This is a genomic window from Nocardioides pollutisoli, from assembly GCF_040045055.1.
In the GTDB taxonomy this organism is placed as follows: Bacteria; Actinomycetota; Actinomycetes; order Propionibacteriales; family Nocardioidaceae; genus Nocardioides; species Nocardioides tweenelious.
Map to the genome: position 1 here is coordinate 1,067,539 of NZ_JBDZDU010000001.1, position 23,918 is coordinate 1,091,456.

The window sequence follows — 23,918 nt, forward strand, 5'->3', positions numbered from 1 at the left end:
TCGGCGGGCGCTACTAAGGTCTCGGCCGTGGACCCACGGACCCAGGAGCTGCGCGACTCGCACGACGTCCTCGCGGAGTTCTACGCCGAACGCCTCGCCGGGATCCTCGACCGGATGCCGGTCGAGCGGGCGGTGCTGGGCCTCTTCTCCGAGCTCGTGCACGCAGCCGGGACCGGCACCGAGGTCGGCGACATCGGCTGCGGCACCGGCCGCCTGGCGCCGTACCTCGTCGCCCAGGGCTTCACGCCCCACGGCGTGGACCTCTCCCCCGAGATGATCCGGGTCGCGCGGCGCGACCAGCCCGGCCACGACTTCGAGGTGGCCGACCTGCGCGACCTGCCGTTCGCCGACGCCTCCCTCGACGGCGCGCTCGGGTGGTACTCCCTCATGTACCTCACGCCCGAGGACCGCACGATCGCGTTCGGCGAGCTCGCGCGGGTGGTCAAGCCGGGCGGCCACGTGGCGGCGGCGTACAAGGTCGGCGACGACACCGTCCGCCGTGGCGCCCAGACCCTCGACCTCGGCATCGGCTTCGACATCTGGTGGATGTCACCCGCTGAGGTCGCGCGGCGCTTCGAGGAGGCCGGCTTCGAGGTCGTCGTCTCCGTGACGAAGCCCGCCGACCCCGACGAGCAGCAGCCCCAGGGCTACCTCGTCGCGCGCCGAGGGACGCTCGGGCTCAGTAGCCCGAGCCCTGCTTGACCTGCTCGCGCTCGACCGGGTGCGTCGCCCCCTTCTTGTCGAGCGTCGTGCACGCGTCCTCGATGTCCTGGGTCAGGCGGTCGACCTGTGCCCGGCTCATCGTCTCCTTGACGAGGGCCCGCAGGATCTTCACGTCCTGCGCATCGGGCGGCAGCGTGTACGCCGGCACCATCCAGCCCCGCTCGGCGGACAGCTGCCAGGCGACGTCGGACTCGTCGTACGACGCGTGGTCGCCCTTGAGCCGGAAGGCCACCAGCGGCAGCTGCTCCTGGTCGTCGCCGATCACCTCGAAGCGCCCGCTGGCGCGCAGGTTGTCGGCGAGCGCGGTGGCGTTCTCCTGCATCTGGCGCATCACGTAGGTGTAGCCCTCGCGGCCGAGGCGGACGAACATGTAGTACTGCGCGAGCACCATCGAGGCACCGGTCGAGAAGTTGAGCGTGAAGGTGGCGTCGGTCTTGCCGAGGTAGTTCTCGTAGAAGACGAGGCCCTCCGCGAGGTCGCTCTTCTCCCGGAAGACGAGCCAGCCGATGCCGGGGTAGACCAGCCCGTACTTGTGGCCGGAGACGTTGATCGAGCGGACCTGCTCGAGCCGGAAGTCCCAGGCGGAGTCCGGGTAGAGGAACGGCCACACGAATCCGCCACTGGCGCCGTCGATGTGCATCGGGATGTCGAGACCACCGTCATTCTTGAGACCGACCAGGAGGTCGTTGATGCCCCGGATGTCGTCCATGTGACCGGTGAAGGTGGTGCCGAGCACCCCCACGACGCCGATGGTGTTCTCGTCGAGGTGGGGTCGGACGTCGTCCGGGCCGATCGTGTACTTGTCCTCGGACAGCGGCACGATCCGCGGTTCGACGTCGAAGTAACGGCAGAACTTCTCCCACACGACGTGCACGTCGCCGCCGAACACCAGGTTGGGCTTGACGGTGGACAGGCCGGCCGCCTCCCGGCGCTCCTTCCACTTCCACTTGAGCGACAGGGCGCCGAGCATGATCGCCTCGGACGACCCCTGGGTGCGACAGCCCGTCGTCTCGCCGGGCGCGTGGAAGAGGTCGGCGAGCATCCGTACGCAGCGCTGCTCGATCTCGGCGGAGATGGGGTACTCCGCGTGGTCGATGAAGTTGCGGTGCAGGTTCTCCGCGATGATCCGCTGCGCCTCCGGCTCCATCCAGGTCGTCACGAAGGTGGCGAGGTTGCGTTGCGGGTCGCCCTCCATCGCCAGGTCCTCACCCAGCAGGCGCATCGCCTCGACGGGCACCATGCCGCTCGCGGGGAAGTGGTCCGACGGAGCGGCCTCGGTGAGGAAGCGGTTGCCGAACAGTGCGGTCTCGCGGTCGTCGGAGGCGCTGGAGGTCATGATCGGAGTCAAGCCCTCTCGGGCCGGCGCGTCCTCACCCCATACGGGCGGTTTGCGGATGAGGCGGGCCGCCGTCTCCCGATCAGCTGGCGCCGCGGCGGTGGCAGCCCACGAGGTGCGGGTCGAAGACGCCGATCGCCTCCATCAGGGCGTACATCGTCGTCGGACCGACGAAGGCGAAGCCGCGCTTCTTGAGCCCCTTGGACAGTGCGATCGACTCGGGTGAGGTGGTGGCCATCTCGGTCGTGTCGGCCCAGGCCGGCGGGTCGTCGGGCGCGAACGACAGCACGTAGGCCTCCAGGCCCTCCTGCTCGCGCAGGGCGACGGTGGCGCGGGCGTTGGTGATCGCCGCCTCGATCTTCATCCGGTTGCGGACGATCCGCGCCTCCTGCATGAGGCGGTCGGCGTCGGCGGGCGTGAAGGCAGCGATCGCCTCGGCGTCGAAGTCGTGGAAGACCTCGCGGAACGCCGGGCGCTTGTTGAGGATCGTCGACCAGGACAGCCCGGACTGGAACGCCTCCAGCGTCAGCCGCTCGAGGTAGGCCGCCTCGCCGTGGACGCGGTTGCCCCACTCCGTGTCGTGGTAGTCGCGCATCACCCCCGGGCCGCCCGCCCACGGGCAGCGCTGGACGCCGTCCTCACCGGTCAGTGGTCCCATGCGCTCATCCTTGCGCAGCCTGCCGACAGTGGTTCGAGGCTCGCTCCGCTCGCACCTCGACCACCGTGGGTCAGCGGCGTTCCTTGAGGCGGGCGTTGGGGAGGGGCGGGGCCGGGATGGGCGCGCGCTCGTCACCGACGGGGACGCCGTACCAGCCGTCGACCAGGGTGCTGTCGACGACCTGGTCCTGCCACGCGGTGCGCCACTCGACGACCTCCTCGTGGGAGCGGGCGACCAGGTTCCACCACATGACAATGGCTTCGCCGAACGGCGGTCCGCCGAGGAGCAGCAGGCGGACCGGCTCGTCGTGGGCGGTGAGCCCGAGGGTCGCGGACCCCGGAGGCACGAAGGCCAGGTCGGACGGCTTCGCCTCGGTGCCGGAGACCGACACCACGCCGGCGTCGACGAGCACGCCGAGCTCGAAGGTCGGGTCGACGTCGAGGACGAGCGAGGTCCCGGGCTCGAGGAGCAGCTCGGCGCCGAGCAGGGGTGTGTACGTCGCGACCGGCGACGTCGACCCGAGCAACGAGCCGAGGAAGACCCGCGCCTCGTAGCCCTCGCCCGTGACGGGCGACGGAGCGTGGTGCGCGAAGTCGGGGTCGGTGTGCCGCGCCGAGTCGGGCAGCGCCACCCACAGCTGGGCGCCGTGCAAGGTGGTCGTCGACGGCGGGGAGAACTCGGAGTGGCTGATGCCGCGGCCGGCCGTCATCAGGTTGACCTCGCCCGGTCGCACCATCGCGTGGTGGCCGGCGCTGTCGCGGTGCTCGACCTCCCCGGTGAAGAGCCAGCTCACCGTCTGGAGCCCGGTGTGCGGGTGTGGCGGCACGACCATCCCGCCGGTGTCCGCGACCTCGTCGGGCCCGTAGTGGTCGACGAAGCACCACGCACCGATCAGCGAGCGCTCGCGCTGCGGCAACGTACGGCGCACCCGCATCGCCCGCGGCCCACCGAGCGGGACGTCGCGCGGCGTCATGATCTCGACGCCGGTGGCCGGCGTGGCGACGCAGTCGACCTCGGCCGGCTTCTCCTCGAGGTTGCTCACGAGAGGTGCTCCGGCTCGGTGGTGCGCTTCCGGTCACCCGCCGTCACGGTGCCGGCGTCGCTCGCCTCGGTGACGCCCGCGGCGCCACCCGGCGGCTCGAGCCGCACGATGACCGACTTCGACGTCGGGCAGTTGCTGCCGATCGCCGTCGATCCCAGCGGGATCAGGGGGTTCGTCTCCGGGTAGTACGCCGCAGCGCAGCCCCGCGGCTGGTCGTAGGGAACCACCCGGAACTCCGGCGCGCGGCGCTCCGAGCCGTCGGACCACTCGCTCACCAGGTCGACCATCGAGCCGTCCTCGAGGCCCATCGCGGCGATGTCGTCCGGGTGGACGAAGACCACGCGACGCCCGCCCTTGATGCCGCGGTAGCGGTCGTCGAGGCCGTAGATCGTGGTGTTGAACTGGTCGTGCGAGCGCAGCGTCTGCAGCAGCAGCCGGCCCTCCGGGACGTGCAGCACGTCGGTCGGGCTGGTCGTGAACATCGCCTTGCCGGCCTCGGTCGTGAACGTGCGGGAGTCGCGCGGCGGGTGGGGCAGCACGAACCCGCCCGGCTGGCTGACCTTCTCGTCGTACGCCGCACAGCCGGGCACCACGCGCGCGATCCGGTGCCGGATCTCGGTGTAGTCGGCGCGGAAGTCCGACCACGGGATGCCGTGCCGGTCGCCGAGCGTCGCGATGGCCAGGGAGCAGACGATGTCGACCTCCGACCTGAGGTACGGCGAGGCCGGCTTGAGCGGGCCGTGCGAGGCGTGCACCGCCGACATCGAGTCCTCGACGGTGACCCGCTGGAGCCGACCGCCGGTCAGGTCGCGCTCGCTGCGGCCCATGGCCGGGAGGATCAGCGCCTCGCTGCCGGTCACGACGTGGGAGCGGTTGAGCTTGGTGGAGACGTGGACGGTGAGGTCCGCGTTGCGGAAGGCCTTCTCGGTCACCTCGGTGTCGGGGGCAGCCGAGACGAAGTTGCCGCCCATGCCGACGAAGACCTTGGCGTCGCCGTCACGCAGCGCCTCGATCGCCTTCACCGTGTCGTAGCCGTGCTCCCGCGGAGGATCGAAGCCGAACTCGTCGCGCAGCGCGTCGAGGAAGTGGTCGGGCACCCGCTCCCAGATGCCCATGGTGCGGTCGCCCTGGACGTTGGAGTGGCCGCGGACCGGGCACAGGCCGGCGCCCGGCTTGCCGATGTTGCCCTGCGCCAGGGCGACGTTGACGATCTCCTTGACCGTCGCGACGGCGTTGCGGTGCTGGGTGATCCCCATCGCCCAGCAGACGACGGTCGCGTCGGACTCCTGGAACATCCGCGCGGCCGCCTCGATCTCGCTGCGGTCGAGGCCGGTCGCACGGCGTACGGCGTCCCAGTCGAGCTCGCGCAGGTGAGCCACCCACTCGTCGAAGCCCTGGGTGTACTGGGCGACGAAGTCGTGGTCGACCGCGTCCCACTCGACCAGCAGCGCACCGATCGCCTGGAAGAGCGCGAGGTCGCCGTTGATCCGGACCGGCAGGTGCAGGTCGGAGAGGGCCGTCCCGTTGCCGGCGATCCCCCGCACCTTCTGGGGGTTCTTGAAGCGGACCATCCCGGCCTCGCGCAGCGGGTTGATCGAGATGATCTTCGCCCCGCGCTCCTTGGCGATCTCGAGAGCGCTCAGCATGCGCGGGTGGTTGGTGCCCGGGTTCTGCCCGGCGACCACGATCAGCCGTGCCTCGTGGATGTCGTCGAGGCTGACCGATCCCTTGCCGATGCCGATCGCCTCGGCGAGCGCCACCGAGGTCGACTCGTGGCACATGTTGGAGCAGTCGGGCAGGTTGTTGGTGCCGTAGGCACGGGCGAAGAGCTGGTAGGCGAAGGCAGCCTCGTTCGAGACCTTGCCGGAGGTGTAGAACACCGCCTCGTCGGGCGAGGACAGGCCGTTCAGGTGGCGCGCCATCAGGGCGTAGGCGTCGTCCCACGTGATCGGCGTGTAGTGCGTGGCGCCGGCCCGCTTGACCATCGGCTCGACGATGCGGCCCTGCTGGCCCAGCCAGTAGTCGGTCTTCCCCTCGAGCTCCGCGAGCGAGTGCTCGACGAAGAAGTCGCGCGTCACCCGGCGCTTGGTGGCCTCCTCGGTGACGGCCTTGGCGCCGTTCTCGCAGAACTCGGCCGTGTGCCGGTGGTCGGGATCCGGGTCCGGCCACGCGCAGCCCTGGCAGTCGAAGCCGTCGGCCTGGTTGAGCCGGAGCAGCGTCTGCGCCGTACGCCGGACACCCATCTGCTCGACCGCGCGCTTCATGGTCACGGCGACCGCTGTGGGACCGGCCGCGTGGTGCTTGGGCCCGTCGACCTCGAGGTCCTGCTCGTCGATGTCGCTCTGTGGCGGCCGCCTGCTCATGCCTCCATCCTGTCCCGTCGGGCAAGGACCCGTCACCCGCCCGTGTGAATAGCCCGTTTCGCCCCTGTCCAGGGCCGGTCGAGTGCCACTAGGTTTCGAACTGCCTTCCCGCGGACCGAGCCCCAGGAGCACCTGATGTCGACGAACGAGCCTCCCGTCACCCCGCCTCCTCCGAGCGAGCCGCCGACCGGCGGCTACGGCCAGGCGCCGCCCCCGCCGCCGCCCGCTCCTCCGGTCGGCGGCAACGGCTACAACCTCGGCGACGCCCTGTCCTACGGCTGGAAGAAGTTCCAGGCGAATGCCGGCCAGATCATCATCGCGGCTCTGGTGCTGGTCGTCGTCTACATCATCGCGGGCGCGATCGCCTTCGGCTTCCAGGCGCTGCTGACCACCAACGCGGAGTGCCACGTCAACTCGGCCGACACCCTCGTGTGCCAGGACGGGTCCGGTTTCGTGTGGCGGATGATCGTCGGCGCGATCGCGGCCGGCTTCCTCTTCATCGTCGCCCAGATCGTCGGCGCCGGGATCATCCGGGGAGCACTCGGCATCACCGAGGGCCGCGACTTCCAGACCTCCGAGATCTTCAAGACCGAGCGGCTCGGTCCGGTCGTGATCGCGAGCCTGCTCGTCGGTCTCGCGACGACCGTCGGCTACGCCCTCTGCTACGTGCCCGGGATCGTGGTCGCCTTCCTGACGTCGTACACGCTCTTCTTCGTCATCGACAAGGGCATGGCGCCGATCGACGCGATCAAGGCGAGCTTCGACTTCACCACCAAGAACCTCGGCAACACGATCGTCTGGTACATCGTCGGCGGCCTCGTCGCGGTCGCCGGGATCATCGTCTGCTTCGTCGGCCTGATCGTCACGATCCCGCTGGTGATCATCGGCACGGCGTACACCTACAAGGTGCTCAACAACGAGCCGGTCGCCCCGTAGACCGCCTCGACCGGACCGCCCGGGCCAGGGCGGTGCCGGCTGCCACGGCCGACAGGAGGGCCGCGACGACGAACGGCGCTGCCGCGCCGACCACGAGCAGGAGACCGGCGAGCGCGGTCCCCGCGGCGTTGCCCCCGTTGAGCGCCGTGCTCACCCAGGTCGACGCCTCCGTGCGCTGCTCGGGGTCGACCAGGCTGTCAGCGCCGGTGAAGGCGACGACGTAGACCGGGGCGGCCGCTGCACCCACGGCGACGAGAAGGACGCTGACGAGCACGAGGTGAGGCGCGGCCACCGCCGCGCCGGCCTGGGCGAGGCACGAGACCGTCAGGAGGAGGCCCAGCGCGGCCGGCCAGGCGAGGTCTCGTCGGAGCCGGGCCCAGGCGAGCCCCGCCAGGATCGCGCCGACCGCCATCCCTGCCTCGACCGCCCCGACGGCGCCCGGTACGCCCGCGTCGTCCGCGATCGCCGCGACGCCGATGAGGCAGGTCGCGCCGGACGCTCCGGCCGCCACCATCACCAGGAGCAGGACGCCCAGCCCGGGCTGGCGCAGCACCCCGAGGCCGCGGGTCCGCGGCACGGAGGCCGGGGCTGCGGGCGCGGGGACGTACGGCGAGGTCACGAGTCCCGCGGTCCCGACGAGGATGAGTCCCGCCGCCAGGAACAGCCCGACCCGCGCCGGGCCGGTCGCGAGCACGACCCCGGCGGCCAGCGGACCCACGAGGTAGAGCGACTCCTCGGCGACCGAGTCGATCGAGTAGGCGATCCGTCGAGGTGGACCCTCGGGGGCGATCTCGCGCCACTGGGCCCGCATCGCCGGCCCGAGCGCTGGGGCGCACAGGCCGAGGAACAGGCCCGTCGCGACCCAGACGGCGTCCGGTGGCGTGGTCCCCGCGAGGAGCGCGGCGGCACCCAGGAGCGCGGCGTAGAGGAGGGCGTACCAGGGCAGGACCCGTCGTTGACCCCAACGGTCGACCAGCCGGGCCTGGACGGGCATGGCGAGGGTCGCGATGCCGACGGCCGCCGATGATGCGGCGGCCACCGCGAAGGAGCCGGACGAGTCGCGGACGGTGAAGAGCAGGCAGAGCGGGAGCAGCCCGTAGGACAGCCGACCGACCAGGGCGAGCGCGAAGGTCCGCGCTACGTCGGGGCCGGCGATGACCTCGCGGATGCTCCCGGCGTGGGCAACGCCGGGCATGAGGATGTCTCCGAATCAGGATCGCCCGACCGAGTCGGCGGGCGAGGAAATGGGTCGCGAGGAGGCGCGGCGCCTCAGGCGCCGCGTCGCGACCTAGTGATTCCGACGAGTCATGCGGCCAGCGTAGTGATGCGTCAGCTGTTCGAGAAGACCGCCGCGCCGTCCCCGTCGTCCCCGCCCCGGCCCGCCCAGGTCCAGGCGTACGCCGGGTCCTCGACGGCGAGCCCGCCCTCGCCGAGGTCGAGCGGGGCGAAGGTGTCGACCATGACCGCCGACTCGTCGAAGTACTCGGCGCCCAGCGACGCCTCGATCGCCGACGGCTGCGGGCCGTGGGCGTAGCCACCCGGGTGCAGCGAGATCGAGCCGAGGCCGATGCCCGAGCCCTTGCGTGCCTCGTAGTCGCCGCCGACGTAGAACATGACCTCGTCGCTGTCGACGTTGGAGTGGTAGTAGGGCACCGGGATCGCCAGCGGGTGGTAGTCGACCTTGCGCGGCAGGAAGTTGCAGACCACGAAGTTGTGGCCCTCGAAGACCTGGTGCACCGGCGGCGGCTGGTGGATCTTGCCGGTGATCGGCATGTAGTCGTCGATGTTGAACGTGTAGGGGTAGAGGCAGCCGTCCCAGCCGACGACGTCGAACGGGTGCGTCGCGTAGGTCATCCGGGTCCCGACGATGCCGGCGCTGGTGCGGTGCTTGACCAGCACCTCGACGTCCGTGCCCTCCTGGGTGAACGGCTGCTCCGGTCCGTAGAGGTCGCGCTCGCAGTACGGCGCATGCTCGAGCAGCTGGCCGTAGCGGGAGAGGTAGCGCTTCGGCGGCGCGATGTGGCTGTTGGCCTCGATCGCGTAGAGACGGCTCGGCTCGGCCGGGACCCAGCGGTGGGTGGTCGCCCGCGGGATCACGACGTAGTCGCCGGCGCGGTAGCCGATCACCCCGAAGACCGACTCGACCACGCCGGTCCCGGACTCGACGTAGACGCACTCGTCGCCGATCGCGTTGCGGTAGTACGGCGAGGGGCCGGTCGACGTCACGACGTACGAGATCCGGACGTCGTTGTTGCCGAGCACCAGCCGCCGGTCATTGACCGCGTCGCCGCCGGTCTCGAGGTCGTGCAGCTTGAGGTGCCGCGGCTTGAGCGGGTGGTTGGGGGTGCGGCTCTGGTCGGGCAGCTCCCACACCTCGGAGGCGACGATCGCCGACGGCACGCCCCGGTGGTAGAGCAGCGAGGAGTCGGAGGAGAAGCCCTCCTCGCCCATCAGCTCCTCGTAGTAGAGCCGACCCTCCGGGTCGCGGTGCTGGGTGTGCCGCTTCGGCGGCACGGTGCCGATCCGTCGGTAGTGAGCCATGGTCGTCTCCGCATGTCCGTTAATCGAACGCATTCGTTCGCTATCTGCGTCCTGGTTAGGATAGCCAGCGTGTCAACGCACCCGCTCCCTGCTGCCTGGCGCGGCCTGGTCGACGACGCGGCGATCTTCCCGCCCGGCGACGCCCCGCTGGACGCCGCGGCCGCCGACCACCAGGCCCGACGCTCGCAGCCGCACGCCGACCTGGTCGGCACCTTCGTCGTCCGCGACTCCGACCTCCCGGCGCTCAAGGCGACCCCGCTCGCGCTGTCCGTGGTGGTGACCGGGGGCGCCGGGCAGATCGCGGGCCCTGCGTCGCTGGCCCGCAAGCTGCACGTCGCGCTCGAGGGGCTCGAGGTCGCCCTGCGCGACCCGGACGACCTGGTCGGCAACGCCCGGCGCGTCGTCGCGGCCGTCGACGCCGCGATCGCCGAGGGCCAGCTCGACGACCACGTGCCGGTCTACGTCGAGCTCCCGCACGTCGCTTCGACCGCGAGCTGGTTCGCCGCCGCCGACGTGGTGGCCGAGGCCGAGCTGCGCCTGAAGTTCCGCACCGGCGGCCTGGACGCGTCCGCCTTCCCCGCCAGCCACGCGCTCGCGCGGTGGATCGACGCGGCGCTCGACCGCGAGACACCGTTCAAGTGCACGGCGGGCCTGCACCACGCGGTCCGGCACACGGGTGACGACGGCTTCGAGCACCACGGCTTCCTCAACGTCCTGGTCGCGACCCGCCAGGCCTTCGACGGGTCCTCCATCGACGAGGTCGTCGAGATCCTCGACCGACGCAACGGATCCGCGCTCGCGGGCGAGGCGGCCGAACTCGACCTGGGCGGCGCGCGACGCTGGTTCACGTCGTTCGGGTCCTGCGACGTCGAGCAGCCGCTCGCCGACCTGCTCGAGCTCGGACTGGTCTCATGACCACCCCGACCACCTGGGTCCCCGGGGCCGCCGGCTCCCTCTTCGACACCGACAACCTGCCGTACGGCGTCTTCTCCCACGGCGGCGAGGACCCACGGGTCGGGGTGCGCATCGGCGAGCACGTCCTCGACCTGTCGCCGGTCGCGGCTGCCGAGATGCTCGACGTGCACCACGTCTTCCAGGAGTCGTCGCTCAACGCGCTGATGGCCGAGGGTCGCCAGGTCCGCGAGTCCGTACGCCGCTGGGTCACCGGACTGCTCACCGACGAGACCGAGCGCGACCTGGTCGAGCCCCACCTGGTGCCGGTCGACGAGGTGACGCTGCACCTGCCGGTCGAGGTCGCCGACTACGTCGACTTCTACGCCTCGCTCGACCACGCCTCCAACGTCGGCAGGATCTTCCGGCCCGACCAGGAGCCGCTGCTGCCCAACTGGCGTCACCTCCCGGTCGGCTACCACGGTCGCGCCGGGACGGTCGTGCCGTCGGGCACCCCCGTCATCCGACCGATCGGGCAACAGCGGGACGCGGCGTTCGGCCCGAGCGCCCGCCTCGACATCGAGGCCGAGCTCGGCTTCGTCGTCGGCACTCCGTCGGAGCAGGGCAGCCGGGTCTCGTACGACGCGTTCGCCGACCACGTCTTCGGGGTGGTCGGCCTCAACGACTGGTCCGCGCGCGACATCCAGGCCTGGGAGTACGTCCCGCTCGGCCCGTTCCTCGGCAAGTCCTTCGCGACCTCGATCTCGCAGTGGGTGACGCCCCTCGAGGCCCTCGACGCAGCCTGGGTCGACCTGCCCGGCCAGGAGCCGGAACCCCTGCCCTACCTGGGTCCTGGCGCGACGAGGGGTCTCGACATCGAGGTCGAGGTGCTGCTCAACGGCGAGGTCGTCAGCCGTCCGGCGTACCGCACGATGTACTGGTCCCCCGCCCAGATGCTCGCCCACCTGACCGTCAACGGCGCATCGCTGCGCACGGGTGACCTCTACGGGTCGGGCACGATCAGCGGCCCCGACCCCGGCCAACGCGGCTCCTTCCTGGAGATCGGCTGGGGCGAGCAGTCGGCCTTCCTCGACGACGGTGACGAGGTCGTGCTCCGCTACACCGCACCCGGCACCGGCGGCGGCCGGATCGCCCTCGGCGAGGTCACCGGAGTCATCGAGCCCGCGCGGGTCTAGCCTCCGACCATGGACACGCGTCCGGTGGTCGTGATCGGCAACGGCCCGGTCGGCCAGACGACCGCGTTGCTGCTCGCCCGCTGGGGCGTGCCGGTGCTCCTGCTCGACGCGCTCACCCGACGCGAGCTCGTCGGCTCGCGCTCGATCTGCCAGCAGCGCGAGGCCCTCGACGTCTGGGCGAGCGTCGGCGGGGGCCACCGGATCGCCGACGAGGGCGTGACCTGGCGGGTCGCGCGCACCTACTTCCGCGAGCACGAGCTCTTCGCGCTGACCTTCGCCGACCCGGGGCGATCGCCGTTCCCGCCGTGGGTCAACATCGGGCAGGCGCGGGTCGAGGCGCTCCTCGACGAGCGGATCGCCGAGGCGCCCGAGATCGAGGTGCGGTGGGGGCATCGCGTCACCGGGCTGACCCAGGGCGAGGACGGCGTCGAGCTCGCCGTCGAGACGCCTGACGGACCGGCGCGGATCGCGACGCCGTACGTCGTGGCCTGCGCGGGCGCCCATGCTGACGGCATCCGGGGCGCCCTGGGGCTGGACTTCGCCGGCACGTCCTTCGACGACCGGTTCCTCATCTGCGACATCCGCACCGACCTGCCTGACCGTGAGCTGGAGCGGCGCTTCCACTTCGATCCGGAGTGGAACCCCGGCCGCCAGGTGCTCATCCACCCGTGTCCCGACTCGGTCTACCGGATCGACTGGCAGGTGCCGGCCGACTTCGACCTGGCGGCCGAGGAGACCAGCGGCGCACTCGACGAGCGGATCCGCGCGGTGGTCGGCGACCGGCCCTACGAGGTGGTGTGGCGCACCGTCTACCGCTTCCACGCGCGCCGCGCGAGCCGGATGCGGGCCGGCCGCGTGCTCCTCGCCGGCGACTGCGCGCACCTGATGGCGCCGTTCGGCGCGCGCGGCCTCAACTCCGGTGTCGCCGACGCCGACAACGCCGCGTGGCGGATCGCCTTCGCACTGCACGGGTGGGGTGAGGGCGAGCGGCTCCTCGAGGGCTACGACACCGAACGCCGCGCGGCCGCTGCCGAGAACCTCGCCGTCACGACCCGGACCATGGACTTCCTGGTGCCGCAGACCGCCGAGGGCCGCGCCCACCGGCTCGACGTCCTCGAACGCGCGGTCACCGACCCGGAGGCTCGCGCGGAGATCGACTCGGGACGGCTCTACGCGCCCGTCCGGTACGGCGCCGACGCCCACCCGGCCGTCGGCGCGATCCTCCCGGACCACCCCGTCGGCGACAGCCGGCTCCGCGAGCTCGCCCGGCGCGGGCTGCTGCTCCTCGCGACCGACCCGGTCGAGCCGCCCGAGACGGACCTGCCCCTGACGACCCTGGTCCTCCCACCGGATCTCGCCGACGAGCTGGGCGTGCGACCGGGCGAGGTCTGGGTGGTGCGACCGGACGCGTACGTCGCAGCCGTGATGTCCCGCGACGGTGTCGTCAGGGCGATCGAGCAGCTGTTGCGAGGTCGTTGATCTCGGGTCGCAGCAGCCGAAAGGCCTGGCGGTGTCCGAACCAGCCGACGACCTCGGTCCGGCCTTCGGCGAGCACCGGGAGTCGCTGGACGTCCTCCCGGTCGAGGACCATGAGCGCCTCGGAGACCGTCTGGTCCACGGACAACGCAGGTCCGTCGACGACCTCGGGGTGAGTCGTCGGCGTCATCACGTCACCGACGGTCGTCGTGCTCAGCGCGGCCTCGTGGGCGGGCTGGCTCAGGTCGATGCCGCGCCGCCGGAGCTTGAGGGTGTAGATGCTGTCCGGCGACACGAGGTGGCTGAGACCGGTGGCGAGGACGATCGCGGCCATCAGCGGCAGGATGATCGAGTACTCGCCCGTGAGCTCGAACATGATCACGACAGCCGTGATCGGAGCACGGGCCGCTCCGGCGAAGACGGCGCCCATACCGATCAGACCGTAGGCACCCGCCGCGCCCACCAGACCAGGCACCACCGCGTGCGCCGCCTGACCGAAGGCCGATCCGAGCATCGCGCCGATGAACAGGCTGGGCGCGAAGACGCCACCGGAGCCGCCGATCCCGATGGTGAGGCTGGTGGCGATCATCTTGCCGACCAGGAGGACCAGGAGGAAGCCCACGCCGTACGCCCCGGCCACACCGTTGCCGAGCACCGGATAGCCCACGCCGTACATCTCGGGGAGCACCAGCAGGACCAGGCCGAGCAGCAGTCCACCGACGGCGGGACGCAGCCACTCCGGCCAGCGCCACGCCCAGTCGCACGCGTCCTCCACGGCGTACAGCACCCGGGTGAAGGCGACCCCGACCACGCCGGCGATCGCGCCGAGCAGGGCGAAGAGGAGGTACTCCTCGGGGTGTTCCACCCGGAACGCCGGCAGCGTGAGGAAGGGATCGTCACCCAGCGCCGCTCGTCCGATCACGCTCGCCGTCACGGAGGCCAGAACGACCATGCCGAAGCTGCGAGCGGCGAAGTCGGTGAGGATCAGCTCCATGGCGAAGAAGACGCCTGCGAGCGGGGCGTTGAACGTGGCGGCGATACCGCCGGCAGCGCCGCACGCGACCATCAGACGCATCCGCTCCTCGTCGGCGCGGACGACCCGACCGAGCGTCGAACCGAGTGCCGAACCGATCTGGACGATCGGTCCCTCGCGGCCGACGGAGCCGCCCCCGCCGATGCAGAGCGCGGAGGCGAGCGCCTTGACCAGTGCCACCTGCGGGCGGATCCGTCCACCACGGCGGGCCACGGCGTACATCACCTCGGGTACGCCGTGGCCGCGCGCCTCCCGCGCGAAGCCGTGGACCAGCGGCCCGTAGATCAGGCCGGCGACCACCGGCGTGAGGAGGACGAACCACGGCCCCAGGGCCGGGAGCCAGCCGTGCGCGGAGTGCCCGACGTCGCTGTAGTCGTCGTAGCCGGTGAAGACCCGGGTGAAGGAGATGACCAGCCAGCGGAAGGCGATCGCACCCAACCCGGACCCGGCGCCCACGACCAGCGCCAGCGTCAGGAGTCCGAGGTCGGACGACCGCAGTGAACGGAGGGACAGCATTCGTGCAGTATGCAATAGTTGCACTATGCACGACAAAGCGAGCTCCGAGGACCTGGTCACCTCTCTCCTGGGCGCGTCCCGGGTCCTGGTCGGAGTCGCAGCTCGTTCGCTCGTCGAGGTCGAGGACCGGGTGACCGTCACCCAGTTCCGGACGCTCGTCGTGCTCTCGGGTCGCGGTCCGCTGAAGCAGGGCGCTCTCGCCGAGCACGTCGGGGTCAATGCATCGACCACGCAGCGGATGGTCGATCGACTGGAAGGAGCGGGCCTGGTGGCCCGTCACCCCAACCCCGAGAGCCGGCGAGAGGTCCTGCTGACGCTCACGCCTGACGGTGAGCAGGTGGTGGACGAGGTGACCCGTCGTCGGCGCCGCGAGATCGGCACCATCGTCCGGCGGATGCCCGTCGAGCAGCGCGCGGCCGCGGTCGACGCGCTCCGCGCGTTCGCGGACGCGGCCGGCGAGCAGGACGTCACCCTCGGCAACCTGTGGGGCTGGTCGCTCGTCGACAGCTAGGGTTCCGGCCATGGGCCTCTTGACACCAGTGGCGATCCGGATCGGTGCCATCTCCTGGATGCCGAAGCTGCTCCCCCAGGTCGTGTGGACCGACCGCAACCTGCAGCGGCTGACCGGCGGCCGGGTCACGATCCTCGACATCGCGGGACTGCCGAACCTCGTGCTGACGGTCGTGGGCCGCAAGAGCGGCATCCCCCGCAGCACGCCCCTGCTGTGCGTGCCCGACGGCAACACCTGGCTGATCGCCGGCTCCTACTTCGGTGGTCCGAACATGCCGGTGTGGGTCGGCAACATCCGCGCCGCGGGCGAGGCCGAGGTCACCGTCAACCGCACGACCACACCGGTCACGTCCGAGGAGCTCGCCGACGACGCTCGCGCAGACGCCTGGCAGGTCATGCTGCGCACCTGGCCCAACTTCGCGAAGTACGAGGAGCGCACCGACCGGCTGATCCCGGTCTTCCGGCTGACGCCCCGGTAGCGTGCGACCGTGCCCTTCGGTCAGTACCCCGCGCCGAGACACGTGGTCGCACACCTCAGCGACCCGCACCTGCTGGCCGGCAACGCCCAGCAGTACGGCGTGATCGACACCGAGGCCGGCCTCGAGCTGGCGCTGGCCCGGCTGCGTCGGCTCGACCCGCTCCCCCAGGTGCTGGTCTTCACCGGCGACCTCGCCGACAAGGCACAGCCGGAGGCCTACGCCCGGCTCCGCGAGATCGTCGAGCCGGCGGCCGAGGCGATGGGCGCCCAGGTCGTGTGGGTGATGGGCAACCACGATGAGCGGCCGGCGTACTCCGCAGCACTCTTCGGTGAGGCCAGCGACGCGACCCAGGACCGGGTGCACGACGTGGCCGGGCTGCGCGTCGTCGCGCTCGACACCACCGTGCCGGGCTACCACCACGGTGAGCTCCGCGACGAGCAGCTCGCCTGGCTGGCCGACGTGCTGGCGACCCCCGCGCCGTACGGCACCCTGCTCGCGCTCCACCACCCGCCGATCCCGGTCCCGATGATGCCTGCCGCGGAGGTGATCGAGCTCGACGACCAGCACCGGCTGGCCGAGGTCATCCTCGGCACCGACGTGCGCGGGATCATCGGCGGGCACTTCCACTTCTCGACCTACGGGACCTTCGCGGGCGTGCCGGTCTCGGTGGCCTCCGCGACCTGCTACACCGGCGACCCGGCGCCGCTGGACCGCTTCGTCTCGGGCGTCGACGGTCACCAGGCGATCACGATGATGCATCTCTACGACGACCGGGTCGTGCACACGATCGTGCCCGTCGTCGAGGCACCCGAGGTGAGCGGCTACCACTCCGACGTACGCGCCCAGGTCGAGGCGCTGACGGCGGACGAGCGGCGCGACCTGCTCTCGCGCAAGGACTCCCCGCTCTACACCGGCGAGCTCCAGATCCCCGGCCAGGTCTGAGCTCCGTGGGCGCAGCACTCTTCTGGGGCCTGGCGTCGTCGGCCGCGCTCTTCCTGGGCCAGTGGCTCGCCAAGCCGCTGGGGACGTCGGAGCGCGCGATCGGCCTGATGATGGGCTTCGGCGGCGGGACGCTCCTCGCGGCGGTCGCCTACGAGCTGATCCCCGAGAGCCACATCTCGGACGGCTGGCAGATCATCGCGTTCGCGCTGATCGGCGCTCTCACCTACTACGCAGGCGACCGGATCATCGACAGCCGCGGCGGTGCGGCGCGAGCCGCCGTCGCCGCCGGCAAGGGCGAGGGCGGCTCCGGGATGGCGATGTTCCTGGGCGCCCTCCTCGACGGCATCCCCGAGGCGTTCATCCTCGGCCTGGGTCTCGCGCTCGGCGGCTCGATCAGCGTCGCCTTCGTCGCGGCGATCTTCGTGTCCAACATCCCGCAGGGCCTGGCCGGCACCACCAGCCTGCAGGAGGCCGGGACGCCCGACCGCCGGATCGCGATCATGTGGGGCCTGCTGACCGTCGCTTGCGGTGCGGCGTCGCTGGCGGGCTACCTGATGGCCGACCACCTCAGCCACCTCGGCACCTACGCGAGCGCCTTCGCGGGAGGGGCGGTGCTGATGATGCTGGCGGACTCGATGATCCCCGAGTCCTACCGCCACGGCGGCCGGCTGGTCGGCCTGCTCACCGTCGTCGGCTTCCTGGTCGCCGGGGTGCTGACGGTCCTGCAGTAGCGCCTCAGTCGCACGCCGTCACGACCACCTGGCCGTCGGCGGCGAGGTCGGCGGTGAACCGCAGGACGTCGCGGTCGGCGTCGTACTGGAACGGGACGGACTCCCCACCGGTCTCGACGGTGCAGGGCGTCCACCCGGCGTCGAGCCCGGCGAGGGTCGCGCGCACGTCGTACGAGCGCGCCCGGCTGGCCGAGACCTGCAGGGTCCACGTCGGGCCGACGACCGAGGAGCTCAGCGTCTCGCCGGTCCCGAGGGTGCCGTCGGACGTGCCCGTCTGCGGCACCGCCAGGAGGGTACGGCGACCCGACGCGTCGGCGAGGTCGGCGCCGTAGTCGCTGAGCGTGTCGACCGTCCTCGGCAGCATCGGGAGCACGGACCCGGCGCGCACGAAGAGCGGGATGGTGGCGAGCGGCGCCGTCGCGGTGACCGTCCGGCCGCCCTGCAGGACGTGGGTACGACGGAGGCTGAAGCTGCCGGTGTCCTGGAACTTCCACGAGCGCGCGAGCTCGATCCACCGCCCCTTCGGGAGGTAGACCTGCCGCGAGGTCGCACCCTTGCTGACAACCGGGGCGACGAGCAGGTCGTCGCCGAACATGTACTCGTCGTTGGTGCGCAGGGCGGTGCTGTCACCCGGATACATCAGCGCGAGGTGGCGCATCAGCGGCAACCCGCTCGCCAGGTAGGCGTCCTGGCTGCCCGCGACGTACGGGTAGAGCATGGTGCGGAGCCGGGTGTAGCGCGTCCACACGGGGAGCACGTCCGGGTCCGTGACCGACGGCCGCTCGCTGGAGACGCCGACGATGATGGCCCCGGACTGGAGGCGCATCACGCCGGTGAAGGCGCCGTACTCGATCCAGCGGTTGAGCAGCTCCGGGGTCTGCAGGGGGTCGGTGAACATCGTCATGTAGCCGCCGATGTCCGGGCCCCAGACGGACACCCCGGACGTGCCCATGGTCAGGCCCTCGCGGACCGAGGACGCGAGGCCGTCGAAGGCCCAGCTCGTCGTCGGGTCGCCGCCCCAGACGATCGGCGAGTCCTTGATCGCGCCGGTCCAGCCGGACCGGCTGTAGCGGATCAGTGGACGCGGCGCCTGGACCTCGTACTCGCGCGCTGCGGCGTGGTACTCCTCGACGTAGCGGTTGTGCATCTGCGTCCCGGGCGTGCCGTCGGCGGAGAGCGCGTCGTCGGGCATGTACTCGCCGAAGTCCTCCATCCAGCCGTCGTAGCCGTCGTCGACGGCCTCACCCAGGAGGCCCTTGAACAGGTCGCGGCCCGCGGTCTTCGTGAAGTCGATCTGCGACACCAGGAAGTGGCTCGCGGTGTTGTAGGGGAAGACGAGGGTCGAGCCGTCGGCGTTCTTCGTCAGCCCGTCGGCCGCGAGGAACTGGTCGTACACGGGTTGGTAGTTGGTGCAGACCATCGGGTTGAAGTAGGCCGTCACCGCGACGCCCTTCCCGTGGAGGGCGGCCGTCATCGCCCGCTCGCGGTCGCTGTCCTGCGCACCGCACGGCAGGTAGTGCATGTAGGTCTGTGCCACCGAGATCGCGATGTCGCTGCTCCGCTGGTCGGCGACACCCGCGATCGCGTCGCCGCGCGGCTGGAACCACGCGCCGTAGACGGCGGGGGTCGACGGGGCGGGCTGGCGACCGATCGCCGCCGTCATCCGGGACAGCGCCTCGGCCGGCGTCGGTCCGCCGAAGACCCGCAGGGCGAGGTGGTCGGCCTCGACGACGAGGCGGTTCACGCCCGGGTGCTCGGCGGTGGCGAGCTCGAACGAGCTGTCCTCGTGGTTGTCGACCAGGACGCCGTAGCCGGACGTGGACAGGATCCACGGGATCGGGAAGTACGTCGCGTCGCGACGGTCGCTGTAGCCCGGGGCAGGGATGAAGTTCTTGATGAGCCGGGCCTGCGTCGCGGTGTAGGGACCGTCGACGACGCGGTTGACGACCTCGTGCCCACGGTGGTCGACCGCGTCGGAGCGCTCTCCGAGGCCGAGGTAGTGCTCGTCGGCCCCGGCGCGGAAGTCGGTCGACACCGCGGTGATCCCCGGACCGTGGCCGGTCACCGTGACGGCGTACACGCCGTCGCCCGCGGCGGCGACCTGCACGCTCGCGGTCACCGCTCCCCTGCTCGTGCCGAGCTCGACGACGTCACCGTCCACCGAGAGCACCCGGTCAGCGGGCAGTCGGCCCGCCGTCGTCGTGAGGGCGATCGCGTCGTGCTTGACCGAGGTGAGGACGGTGCCCGAGGCGTCGACGAACCGCACCGACCAGTCGCCGCCCACGGGCGAGCTGACGACCGCGCTGAGCGCGCCGGCATCGCTGCGGAGCGACGCCGCCGGGACCGCGGAGGCGGTCGTCGTGGGGGCGGCGGTCGCGAGGAGGCCGGCGGCGAGGGTCACGGCGCCGAGGGTCGCCATCAGCGGACGCGGGAGCGAGCGGGAGGACATGGCCGGGATGCTCGCACGCGAGAACACGTTCTCGCACCGATTTCCGACTGTCGGCGCCCCTCCTCACCCGACGTGGCGGACGCCACGCCGACTCGCCCGCGTATATGGGTCAGGTCACGTCCGAATCGGGATAACGGGGAGCTCCCACGTCGTTGGACCCACTAGCGCCTGTGGTGGCTCATGACCTGCCGCGCGCCCTCCCTCCGCCAGGACCGCACGATCAGGTGTGCCGTCGGGCCGCCACCTCTGGCCGCCGCTGGCTCGTGATCGAAGGAGCCAACCCATGTCATCGTCCCCGTCCGTGCTCGACCGCGCCGCGAGCGCGCCCCGGTGGCTCGTCGTCGCCCTCTCGCTCGTCGCGATCGCCGTCCTGGTGACCGTCGCCGGTCACCGCCACCTCGCGCCGGTGACCACCGCTGCCGAGGACGCCGACGCGGTCATCGAGCCCGCTGCCGCCGCCACCGTCGAGCGGGCGCCGATCGTCTCGCGCTCCGCCCCGCTGACCCGCAAGCCGACCCTGCGGGGCCCGATCGCCAACAGCGACGCGGCCCAGACCGTGGCGGCCGCGAAGGCGTCGGCGTACAACGTGCCCGGGCAGTGCCTCGGCTGGTCGCGCGAGCAGGCGGACATCCCGTCGCGCTACCAGTCGGCGGCCGACTCGTGGGAGCACGCCACCGGCCGCCACCGCGGCGACATGACCCCACCGAAGGGGGCGGCCGTCTACTGGCTCGGTGGCAGCTACGGCTACGGGCACGTCGCCATCTCGGTCGGTCACGGGATGGTGCGCTCCTCCGACGCCGGAGGCGCCGGGGTCGTCGCGACGATCTCGGTGCGCAGGCTGACCCGCGAGTGGCACCTGACGTACGCCGGCTGGGCGCCCTCGATCAACGGCTACCGGATCCCGGGCGTGGCCAGCACCTGAGCCTCGCTGCTTGGATGAGCGGCATGGCGAACTACTCCGACTTCCAGCTCGGTCTCTACTTCGCAGGCCTCGGCGGCGACCTCCCGCCGTACCCGCTCACCTTCGCGGGCCTCGAGACCGCGGCCCAGCGGAAGATGGAGCACCGGCTCTGGGACTACGTCTCCGGCGGCGCCGGTGACGAGCACACCCAGCGGGCCAACGTCGCGGCGTTCGAGCGGTGGGGCATCCTGCCGCGGATGCTGTCCGGTGCTGCCGAGCGCGACCTGTCCGTCGAGCTGTTCGGCCACACGTACGCCGCACCGATCTTCCTGGCGCCGATCGGCGTGCTCGGCGTGATGACCGACGACGAGCACGGCGACGTCGCGACCGCGGCTGCGGCGGCCGCGTCCGGCATCCCGATGGTCGCGTCGACGCTGATGCAGGACCCGATGGAGGACGTTGCCGCGGCGCTCGGCGACACCCCCGGCTTCTTCCAGCTCTACACCCCCAACGACCGCGAGCTGGCCGAGAGCTTCGTCCGTCGCGCCGAGGTCGCCGGCTTCCAGGGGATCGTGGTCACCCTCGACACCTGGACGCTGGGCTACCGCCCCCGCGACCTGCAGCACGCGACCTTCCCGCAGCTGCGTGGCTACTGCCTCGCCAACTACTTCTCCGACCCGGTCTTCCGGTCCAAGCTCGCCGTGTCCCCGGAGGAGGACCCGGGGGCGGCCGCGATCCAGTGGGCGTTCACGTTCGGCAACCCCAGCCTCACGTGGGACGACCTCGCGTGGCTGCGCGAGCTGACCGACCTGCCGCTGCTGCTCAAGGGCATCTGCCACCCCGACGACGTACGCCGCGCCAAGGACTCGGGCGTCGACGGCATCTACTGCTCCAACCACGGCGGCCGCCAGGCGGCGTCCGCTCCGGCGCTCGAGCTGCTGCCGGCCGTCGTCGACGCGGCCGAGGGGATGCCGGTGCTCTTCGACTCGGGCGTGCGCTCCGGCGCCGACGTGGTGAAGGCGCTCGCGCTCGGCGCGACCGCCGTCGGCATCGGCCGCCCGTACGGCTACGGCGCGGTGCTCGGCGGCACCGCCGGCATCGAGTTCGTCCTCTCCTGCCTGCTCGCCGAGGCCGACCTGACGATGGGACTCAACGGCTACGCGTCGATCGCCGAGCTCACCCGCGACGTGCTCATCCGTCTGTAGGCACCCTGACCCTGCAAGGATGACGGCGTGCGTCGTGCCGCGGCTCTGCTCCTGACGGTCACCGTGGCGATGGTGCTCGCGGACTCCGCCGTGGTGACGCTCGCGCTCCCCGACATCCTGGTCCACCTCGACACGACGGTCGCGCAGGTCGCCTGGGTGCTGATCTCCTTCAACCTCGTGCTCGGTCTCGTCTCCGTCCCGACCGCCGTGGGCTTCGCCCGCACCGACCCCCGCATCGTCAGCGCGGTGGGCATCGCCGTGTTCGCCGGGTCCTCCGCCTGGTGTGCGGTGGCCCAGTCGATCGAGGTGCTGATCGGGGCCCGCTGCCTCCAGGCCGTGGGCGGAGCACTGACGCTCGTCGGTTGCCTCGAGCTCCTGGTCGCGGTGTACGGCGAGCGTCGCGGGATCACCACCTGGATCGCGGCCGGCGTGGTCGGCACGGCGACCGGACCGGTCGCGGGCGGCCTGCTGACCGAGGCGTTCTCGTGGCAGGCGATCTTCGTCGTCCAGGTGCCGATCGCCGTGCTGGCGGTGCCCGCGGCGCTCCTCGTGCGTGCCGGTCCGCCACCGGCTCCGACGGCAGCCAGGCACCGTCCGGCACTGCGGCCCAACCTGACCCTCGCCCTGCTGTCGGCCGCGCTGACCGCCGCACTGTTCCTGCTGGTCCTGCTCCTGGTCGACGGCTGGCGGCAGTCCCCGGCGACCGCGGCGATCACGGTGTCCGTCGTACCTCTGGCAGCTCTCGCCGCGCGACCGTTCGCCCGTCTCTTCACGCCGTCCGACGAGGTGGAGGTGGCCGTCGGCTGCTTCCTCATCGCGGGCGGGCTGGCTGCTCTCGGGCTCCTCCCGTCGGCCGACCTGGTCTGGACGATCGCGCCCCAGGCGCTGATCGGTCTCGGGCTCGGCCTCACGGTCGACCGGCTCACCGCCCAGGCGATGCACCTGCGCATCCCGCGCGTCGAGCACGCGAGCTGGACGATCAGCGCACGCCACCTGGGCGTGGTGGTCGGGCTCGCGATCCTGACGCCGATCTTCACGGCCGACCTCCAGGACGCCCAGGTGCCGGCGCAGGAGGCGATCACCGCGCTGGTGCTCGACGCCCCGCTGACCGCGCAGGACAAGGTCGCCCTGGCCCAGTCGCTCGGCGGCGAGCTGACGGCGCAACAGGGCCAGGTGCCGGACCTGCACCACGCCTTCGCCTCGACCGACTTCGCACCCGAGGCCGAGCCCGCTGCGGCCCAGCTCGAGAAGGACCTCGACGACCAGCTGGAGCGGGCGGCCACGTTCGCCTTCCGCGACTCGTTCCTCGTCGGCGCCGGCCTCGCGCTCCTCGCGCTCCTCACCGTGGTCGTGCCGCGCCGCCGGGAGACCACGTGAGCCGCCTGCGCGCCGCCAGCCTGCCGGCGGCCGCGCTGGTCCTCGTCGGCGCGGTGCTCGGCGTCCAGGTCGCGTACGGCGGTGGCTCGTTCGAGCCGCTCCAGCCGGCCGATCCGTGTGCCGCCCGCACCGTCACGTCGCAGTCCGACGGCATCGACGGCCTCACCGAGCGCCTGGTCCTGCTCGGTCTCGACAACGCAGGCTGCACCCTGGGCGTCAGCCGCGAGGCGCTCACCCTCGAGCTCGCCCAGACGGGCACCCCGACCGACGCCCAGATCGACGCGCTGCACCAGGGACTGCTCCAGGCGGTGGACGAGATGGCCGCCGACGGGACCCTCCCGCCTGCCTCGGCCCTCGTCGACGAGGCCCTCGACTCCGCGGACCTCCCTGACTTCGTGAAGACCGTCATCCGCGCACTCCCCGACTCCGTGATCGACGCCGCCCTCAAGACCGACGACGTCCTCACCCGCTCGATCGACGGCCTCGACATCCGGGCGCTCCTCACCGACATCGACGACCAGGACGAGCTGAACGACCAGGTCGACGCCGCCGTTACCCAGGCCGTCAAGGACTCCCTGGTGGCCCGGGTGCGCGACCTGGTCTGAGAGGTACG

21 protein-coding genes are annotated in these 23,918 nt (G+C 71.7%); 13 read left to right on the forward strand and 8 right to left on the reverse strand.

Translation table 11 applies throughout. The annotated features are described in order from the left end of the window. The first annotated feature begins 27 nt into the window (after positions 1-27). Positions 28-702 carry a class I SAM-dependent methyltransferase gene (locus tag ABLE68_RS05195; protein WP_348870215.1) on the forward strand — a complete coding sequence of 225 codons (675 nt, stop codon included), beginning with the start codon at positions 28-30 and terminating at the stop codon, positions 700-702. Here the strand turns inward: ABLE68_RS05195 and gad are convergent. From gad to ABLE68_RS05215, 4 genes are all read right to left on the reverse strand, one after another. After that, complete coding sequence (gene gad, locus ABLE68_RS05200) at positions 680-2,059, reverse strand: glutamate decarboxylase (RefSeq protein ID WP_348870216.1); 1,380 nt, start codon at positions 2,057-2,059, stop codon at positions 680-682. The genes ABLE68_RS05195 and gad overlap by 23 nt on opposite strands. Positions 2,060-2,141: 82 nt before the next feature. Then, complete coding sequence (locus ABLE68_RS05205) at positions 2,142-2,717, reverse strand: DNA-3-methyladenine glycosylase I (RefSeq protein WP_348870217.1); 576 nt, start codon at positions 2,715-2,717, stop codon at positions 2,142-2,144. 70 nt (positions 2,718-2,787) lie between these two features. Beyond that, on the reverse strand, positions 2,788-3,759 hold the full coding sequence (locus ABLE68_RS05210; protein ID WP_348870218.1) for a pirin family protein: 972 nt from the start codon (positions 3,757-3,759) through the stop codon (positions 2,788-2,790). Then, complete coding sequence (locus ABLE68_RS05215; RefSeq protein WP_348870219.1) at positions 3,756-6,122, reverse strand: FdhF/YdeP family oxidoreductase; 2,367 nt, start codon at positions 6,120-6,122, stop codon at positions 3,756-3,758. Before ABLE68_RS05215 ends, ABLE68_RS05210 begins: the two co-directional genes overlap by 4 nt. Positions 6,123-6,257: 135 nt before the next feature. Between ABLE68_RS05215 and ABLE68_RS05220 the strand changes: the two genes are divergently transcribed. Further along, complete coding sequence (locus tag ABLE68_RS05220) at positions 6,258-7,058, forward strand: DUF2189 domain-containing protein (protein WP_348870220.1); 801 nt, start codon at positions 6,258-6,260, stop codon at positions 7,056-7,058. Here ABLE68_RS05220 and ABLE68_RS05225 read toward each other — a convergent pair. Continuing rightward, positions 7,033-8,253 (reverse strand): MFS transporter, encoded by a 1,221-nt coding sequence (locus ABLE68_RS05225; protein WP_348870221.1) that lies wholly within the window; start codon positions 8,251-8,253, stop codon positions 7,033-7,035. The genes ABLE68_RS05220 and ABLE68_RS05225 overlap by 26 nt on opposite strands. A gap of 134 nt (positions 8,254-8,387) precedes the next feature. Then, positions 8,388-9,599 (reverse strand): homogentisate 1,2-dioxygenase, encoded by a 1,212-nt coding sequence (locus tag ABLE68_RS05230; RefSeq protein ID WP_348870222.1) that lies wholly within the window; start codon positions 9,597-9,599, stop codon positions 8,388-8,390. A 69-nt stretch (positions 9,600-9,668) separates the two neighbouring features. Here ABLE68_RS05230 and ABLE68_RS05235 point away from each other — a divergent pair, with 69 nt between their 5' ends. Genes ABLE68_RS05235 through ABLE68_RS05245 form a run of 3 tightly spaced genes read left to right on the forward strand, consistent with a single transcriptional unit; the run spans position 9,669 to position 13,165 of the window. Beyond that, positions 9,669-10,514: a hypothetical protein gene (locus tag ABLE68_RS05235; protein ID WP_348870223.1), complete on the forward strand. Its 846-nt coding sequence runs from the start codon at positions 9,669-9,671 to the stop codon at positions 10,512-10,514. Further along, positions 10,511-11,686 carry a fumarylacetoacetase gene (gene fahA / locus ABLE68_RS05240; protein ID WP_348870224.1) on the forward strand — a complete coding sequence of 392 codons (1,176 nt, stop codon included), beginning with the start codon at positions 10,511-10,513 and terminating at the stop codon, positions 11,684-11,686. The genes ABLE68_RS05235 and fahA overlap by 4 nt, the downstream gene beginning before the upstream one ends. A gap of 9 nt (positions 11,687-11,695) precedes the next feature. After that, positions 11,696-13,165 carry an FAD-dependent monooxygenase gene (locus ABLE68_RS05245; protein WP_348870226.1) on the forward strand — a complete coding sequence of 490 codons (1,470 nt, stop codon included), beginning with the start codon at positions 11,696-11,698 and terminating at the stop codon, positions 13,163-13,165. Here the strand turns inward: ABLE68_RS05245 and ABLE68_RS05250 are convergent. Further along, complete coding sequence (locus ABLE68_RS05250; protein ID WP_348870227.1) at positions 13,131-14,711, reverse strand: chloride channel protein; 1,581 nt, start codon at positions 14,709-14,711, stop codon at positions 13,131-13,133. The genes ABLE68_RS05245 and ABLE68_RS05250 overlap by 35 nt on opposite strands. Before the next feature lie 25 nt (positions 14,712-14,736). On the opposite strand from ABLE68_RS05250, the gene ABLE68_RS05255 reads away from it, so the two are divergent. Genes ABLE68_RS05255 through ABLE68_RS05270 form a run of 4 tightly spaced genes read left to right on the forward strand, consistent with a single transcriptional unit; the run spans position 14,737 to position 17,373 of the window. Then, on the forward strand, positions 14,737-15,222 hold the full coding sequence (locus ABLE68_RS05255) for a MarR family winged helix-turn-helix transcriptional regulator (RefSeq protein ID WP_348870228.1): 486 nt from the start codon (positions 14,737-14,739) through the stop codon (positions 15,220-15,222). A 10-nt stretch (positions 15,223-15,232) separates the two neighbouring features. Further along, positions 15,233-15,700 carry a nitroreductase family deazaflavin-dependent oxidoreductase gene (locus tag ABLE68_RS05260; protein ID WP_348870229.1) on the forward strand — a complete coding sequence of 156 codons (468 nt, stop codon included), beginning with the start codon at positions 15,233-15,235 and terminating at the stop codon, positions 15,698-15,700. Positions 15,701-15,709: 9 nt separating this feature from the next. After that, positions 15,710-16,642 carry a metallophosphoesterase gene (locus ABLE68_RS05265; RefSeq protein WP_348870230.1) on the forward strand — a complete coding sequence of 311 codons (933 nt, stop codon included), beginning with the start codon at positions 15,710-15,712 and terminating at the stop codon, positions 16,640-16,642. Between the two features lie 5 nt (positions 16,643-16,647). Next, on the forward strand, positions 16,648-17,373 hold the full coding sequence (locus ABLE68_RS05270) for a ZIP family metal transporter (RefSeq protein WP_348870231.1): 726 nt from the start codon (positions 16,648-16,650) through the stop codon (positions 17,371-17,373). Positions 17,374-17,377: 4 nt separating this feature from the next. On the opposite strand, the gene ABLE68_RS05275 is transcribed toward ABLE68_RS05270, so the two are convergent. Beyond that, positions 17,378-19,822 carry a TIM-barrel domain-containing protein gene (locus ABLE68_RS05275; protein ID WP_348870232.1) on the reverse strand — a complete coding sequence of 815 codons (2,445 nt, stop codon included), beginning with the start codon at positions 19,820-19,822 and terminating at the stop codon, positions 17,378-17,380. A 283-nt stretch (positions 19,823-20,105) separates the two neighbouring features. On the opposite strand from ABLE68_RS05275, the gene ABLE68_RS05280 reads away from it, so the two are divergent. From ABLE68_RS05280 to ABLE68_RS05295, 4 genes are read left to right on the forward strand one after another with little or no spacing between them, the layout of a single operon-like run. Further along, positions 20,106-20,744 (forward strand): CHAP domain-containing protein, encoded by a 639-nt coding sequence (locus ABLE68_RS05280; protein WP_348870233.1) that lies wholly within the window; start codon positions 20,106-20,108, stop codon positions 20,742-20,744. A 23-nt stretch (positions 20,745-20,767) separates the two neighbouring features. Next, entirely contained in the window at positions 20,768-21,928 is a 1,161-nt protein-coding gene (locus tag ABLE68_RS05285) for an alpha-hydroxy-acid oxidizing protein (protein ID WP_348870234.1), read from the forward strand. Positions 21,929-21,955: 27 nt separating this feature from the next. Then, entirely contained in the window at positions 21,956-23,305 is a 1,350-nt protein-coding gene (locus ABLE68_RS05290) for an MFS transporter (RefSeq protein ID WP_348870235.1), read from the forward strand. Next, positions 23,302-23,910, forward strand: a complete 609-nt coding sequence (locus ABLE68_RS05295; protein ID WP_348870236.1) for a hypothetical protein — start codon at positions 23,302-23,304, stop codon at positions 23,908-23,910. Before ABLE68_RS05290 ends, ABLE68_RS05295 begins: the two co-directional genes overlap by 4 nt. Positions 23,911-23,918 lie beyond the last annotated feature (8 nt).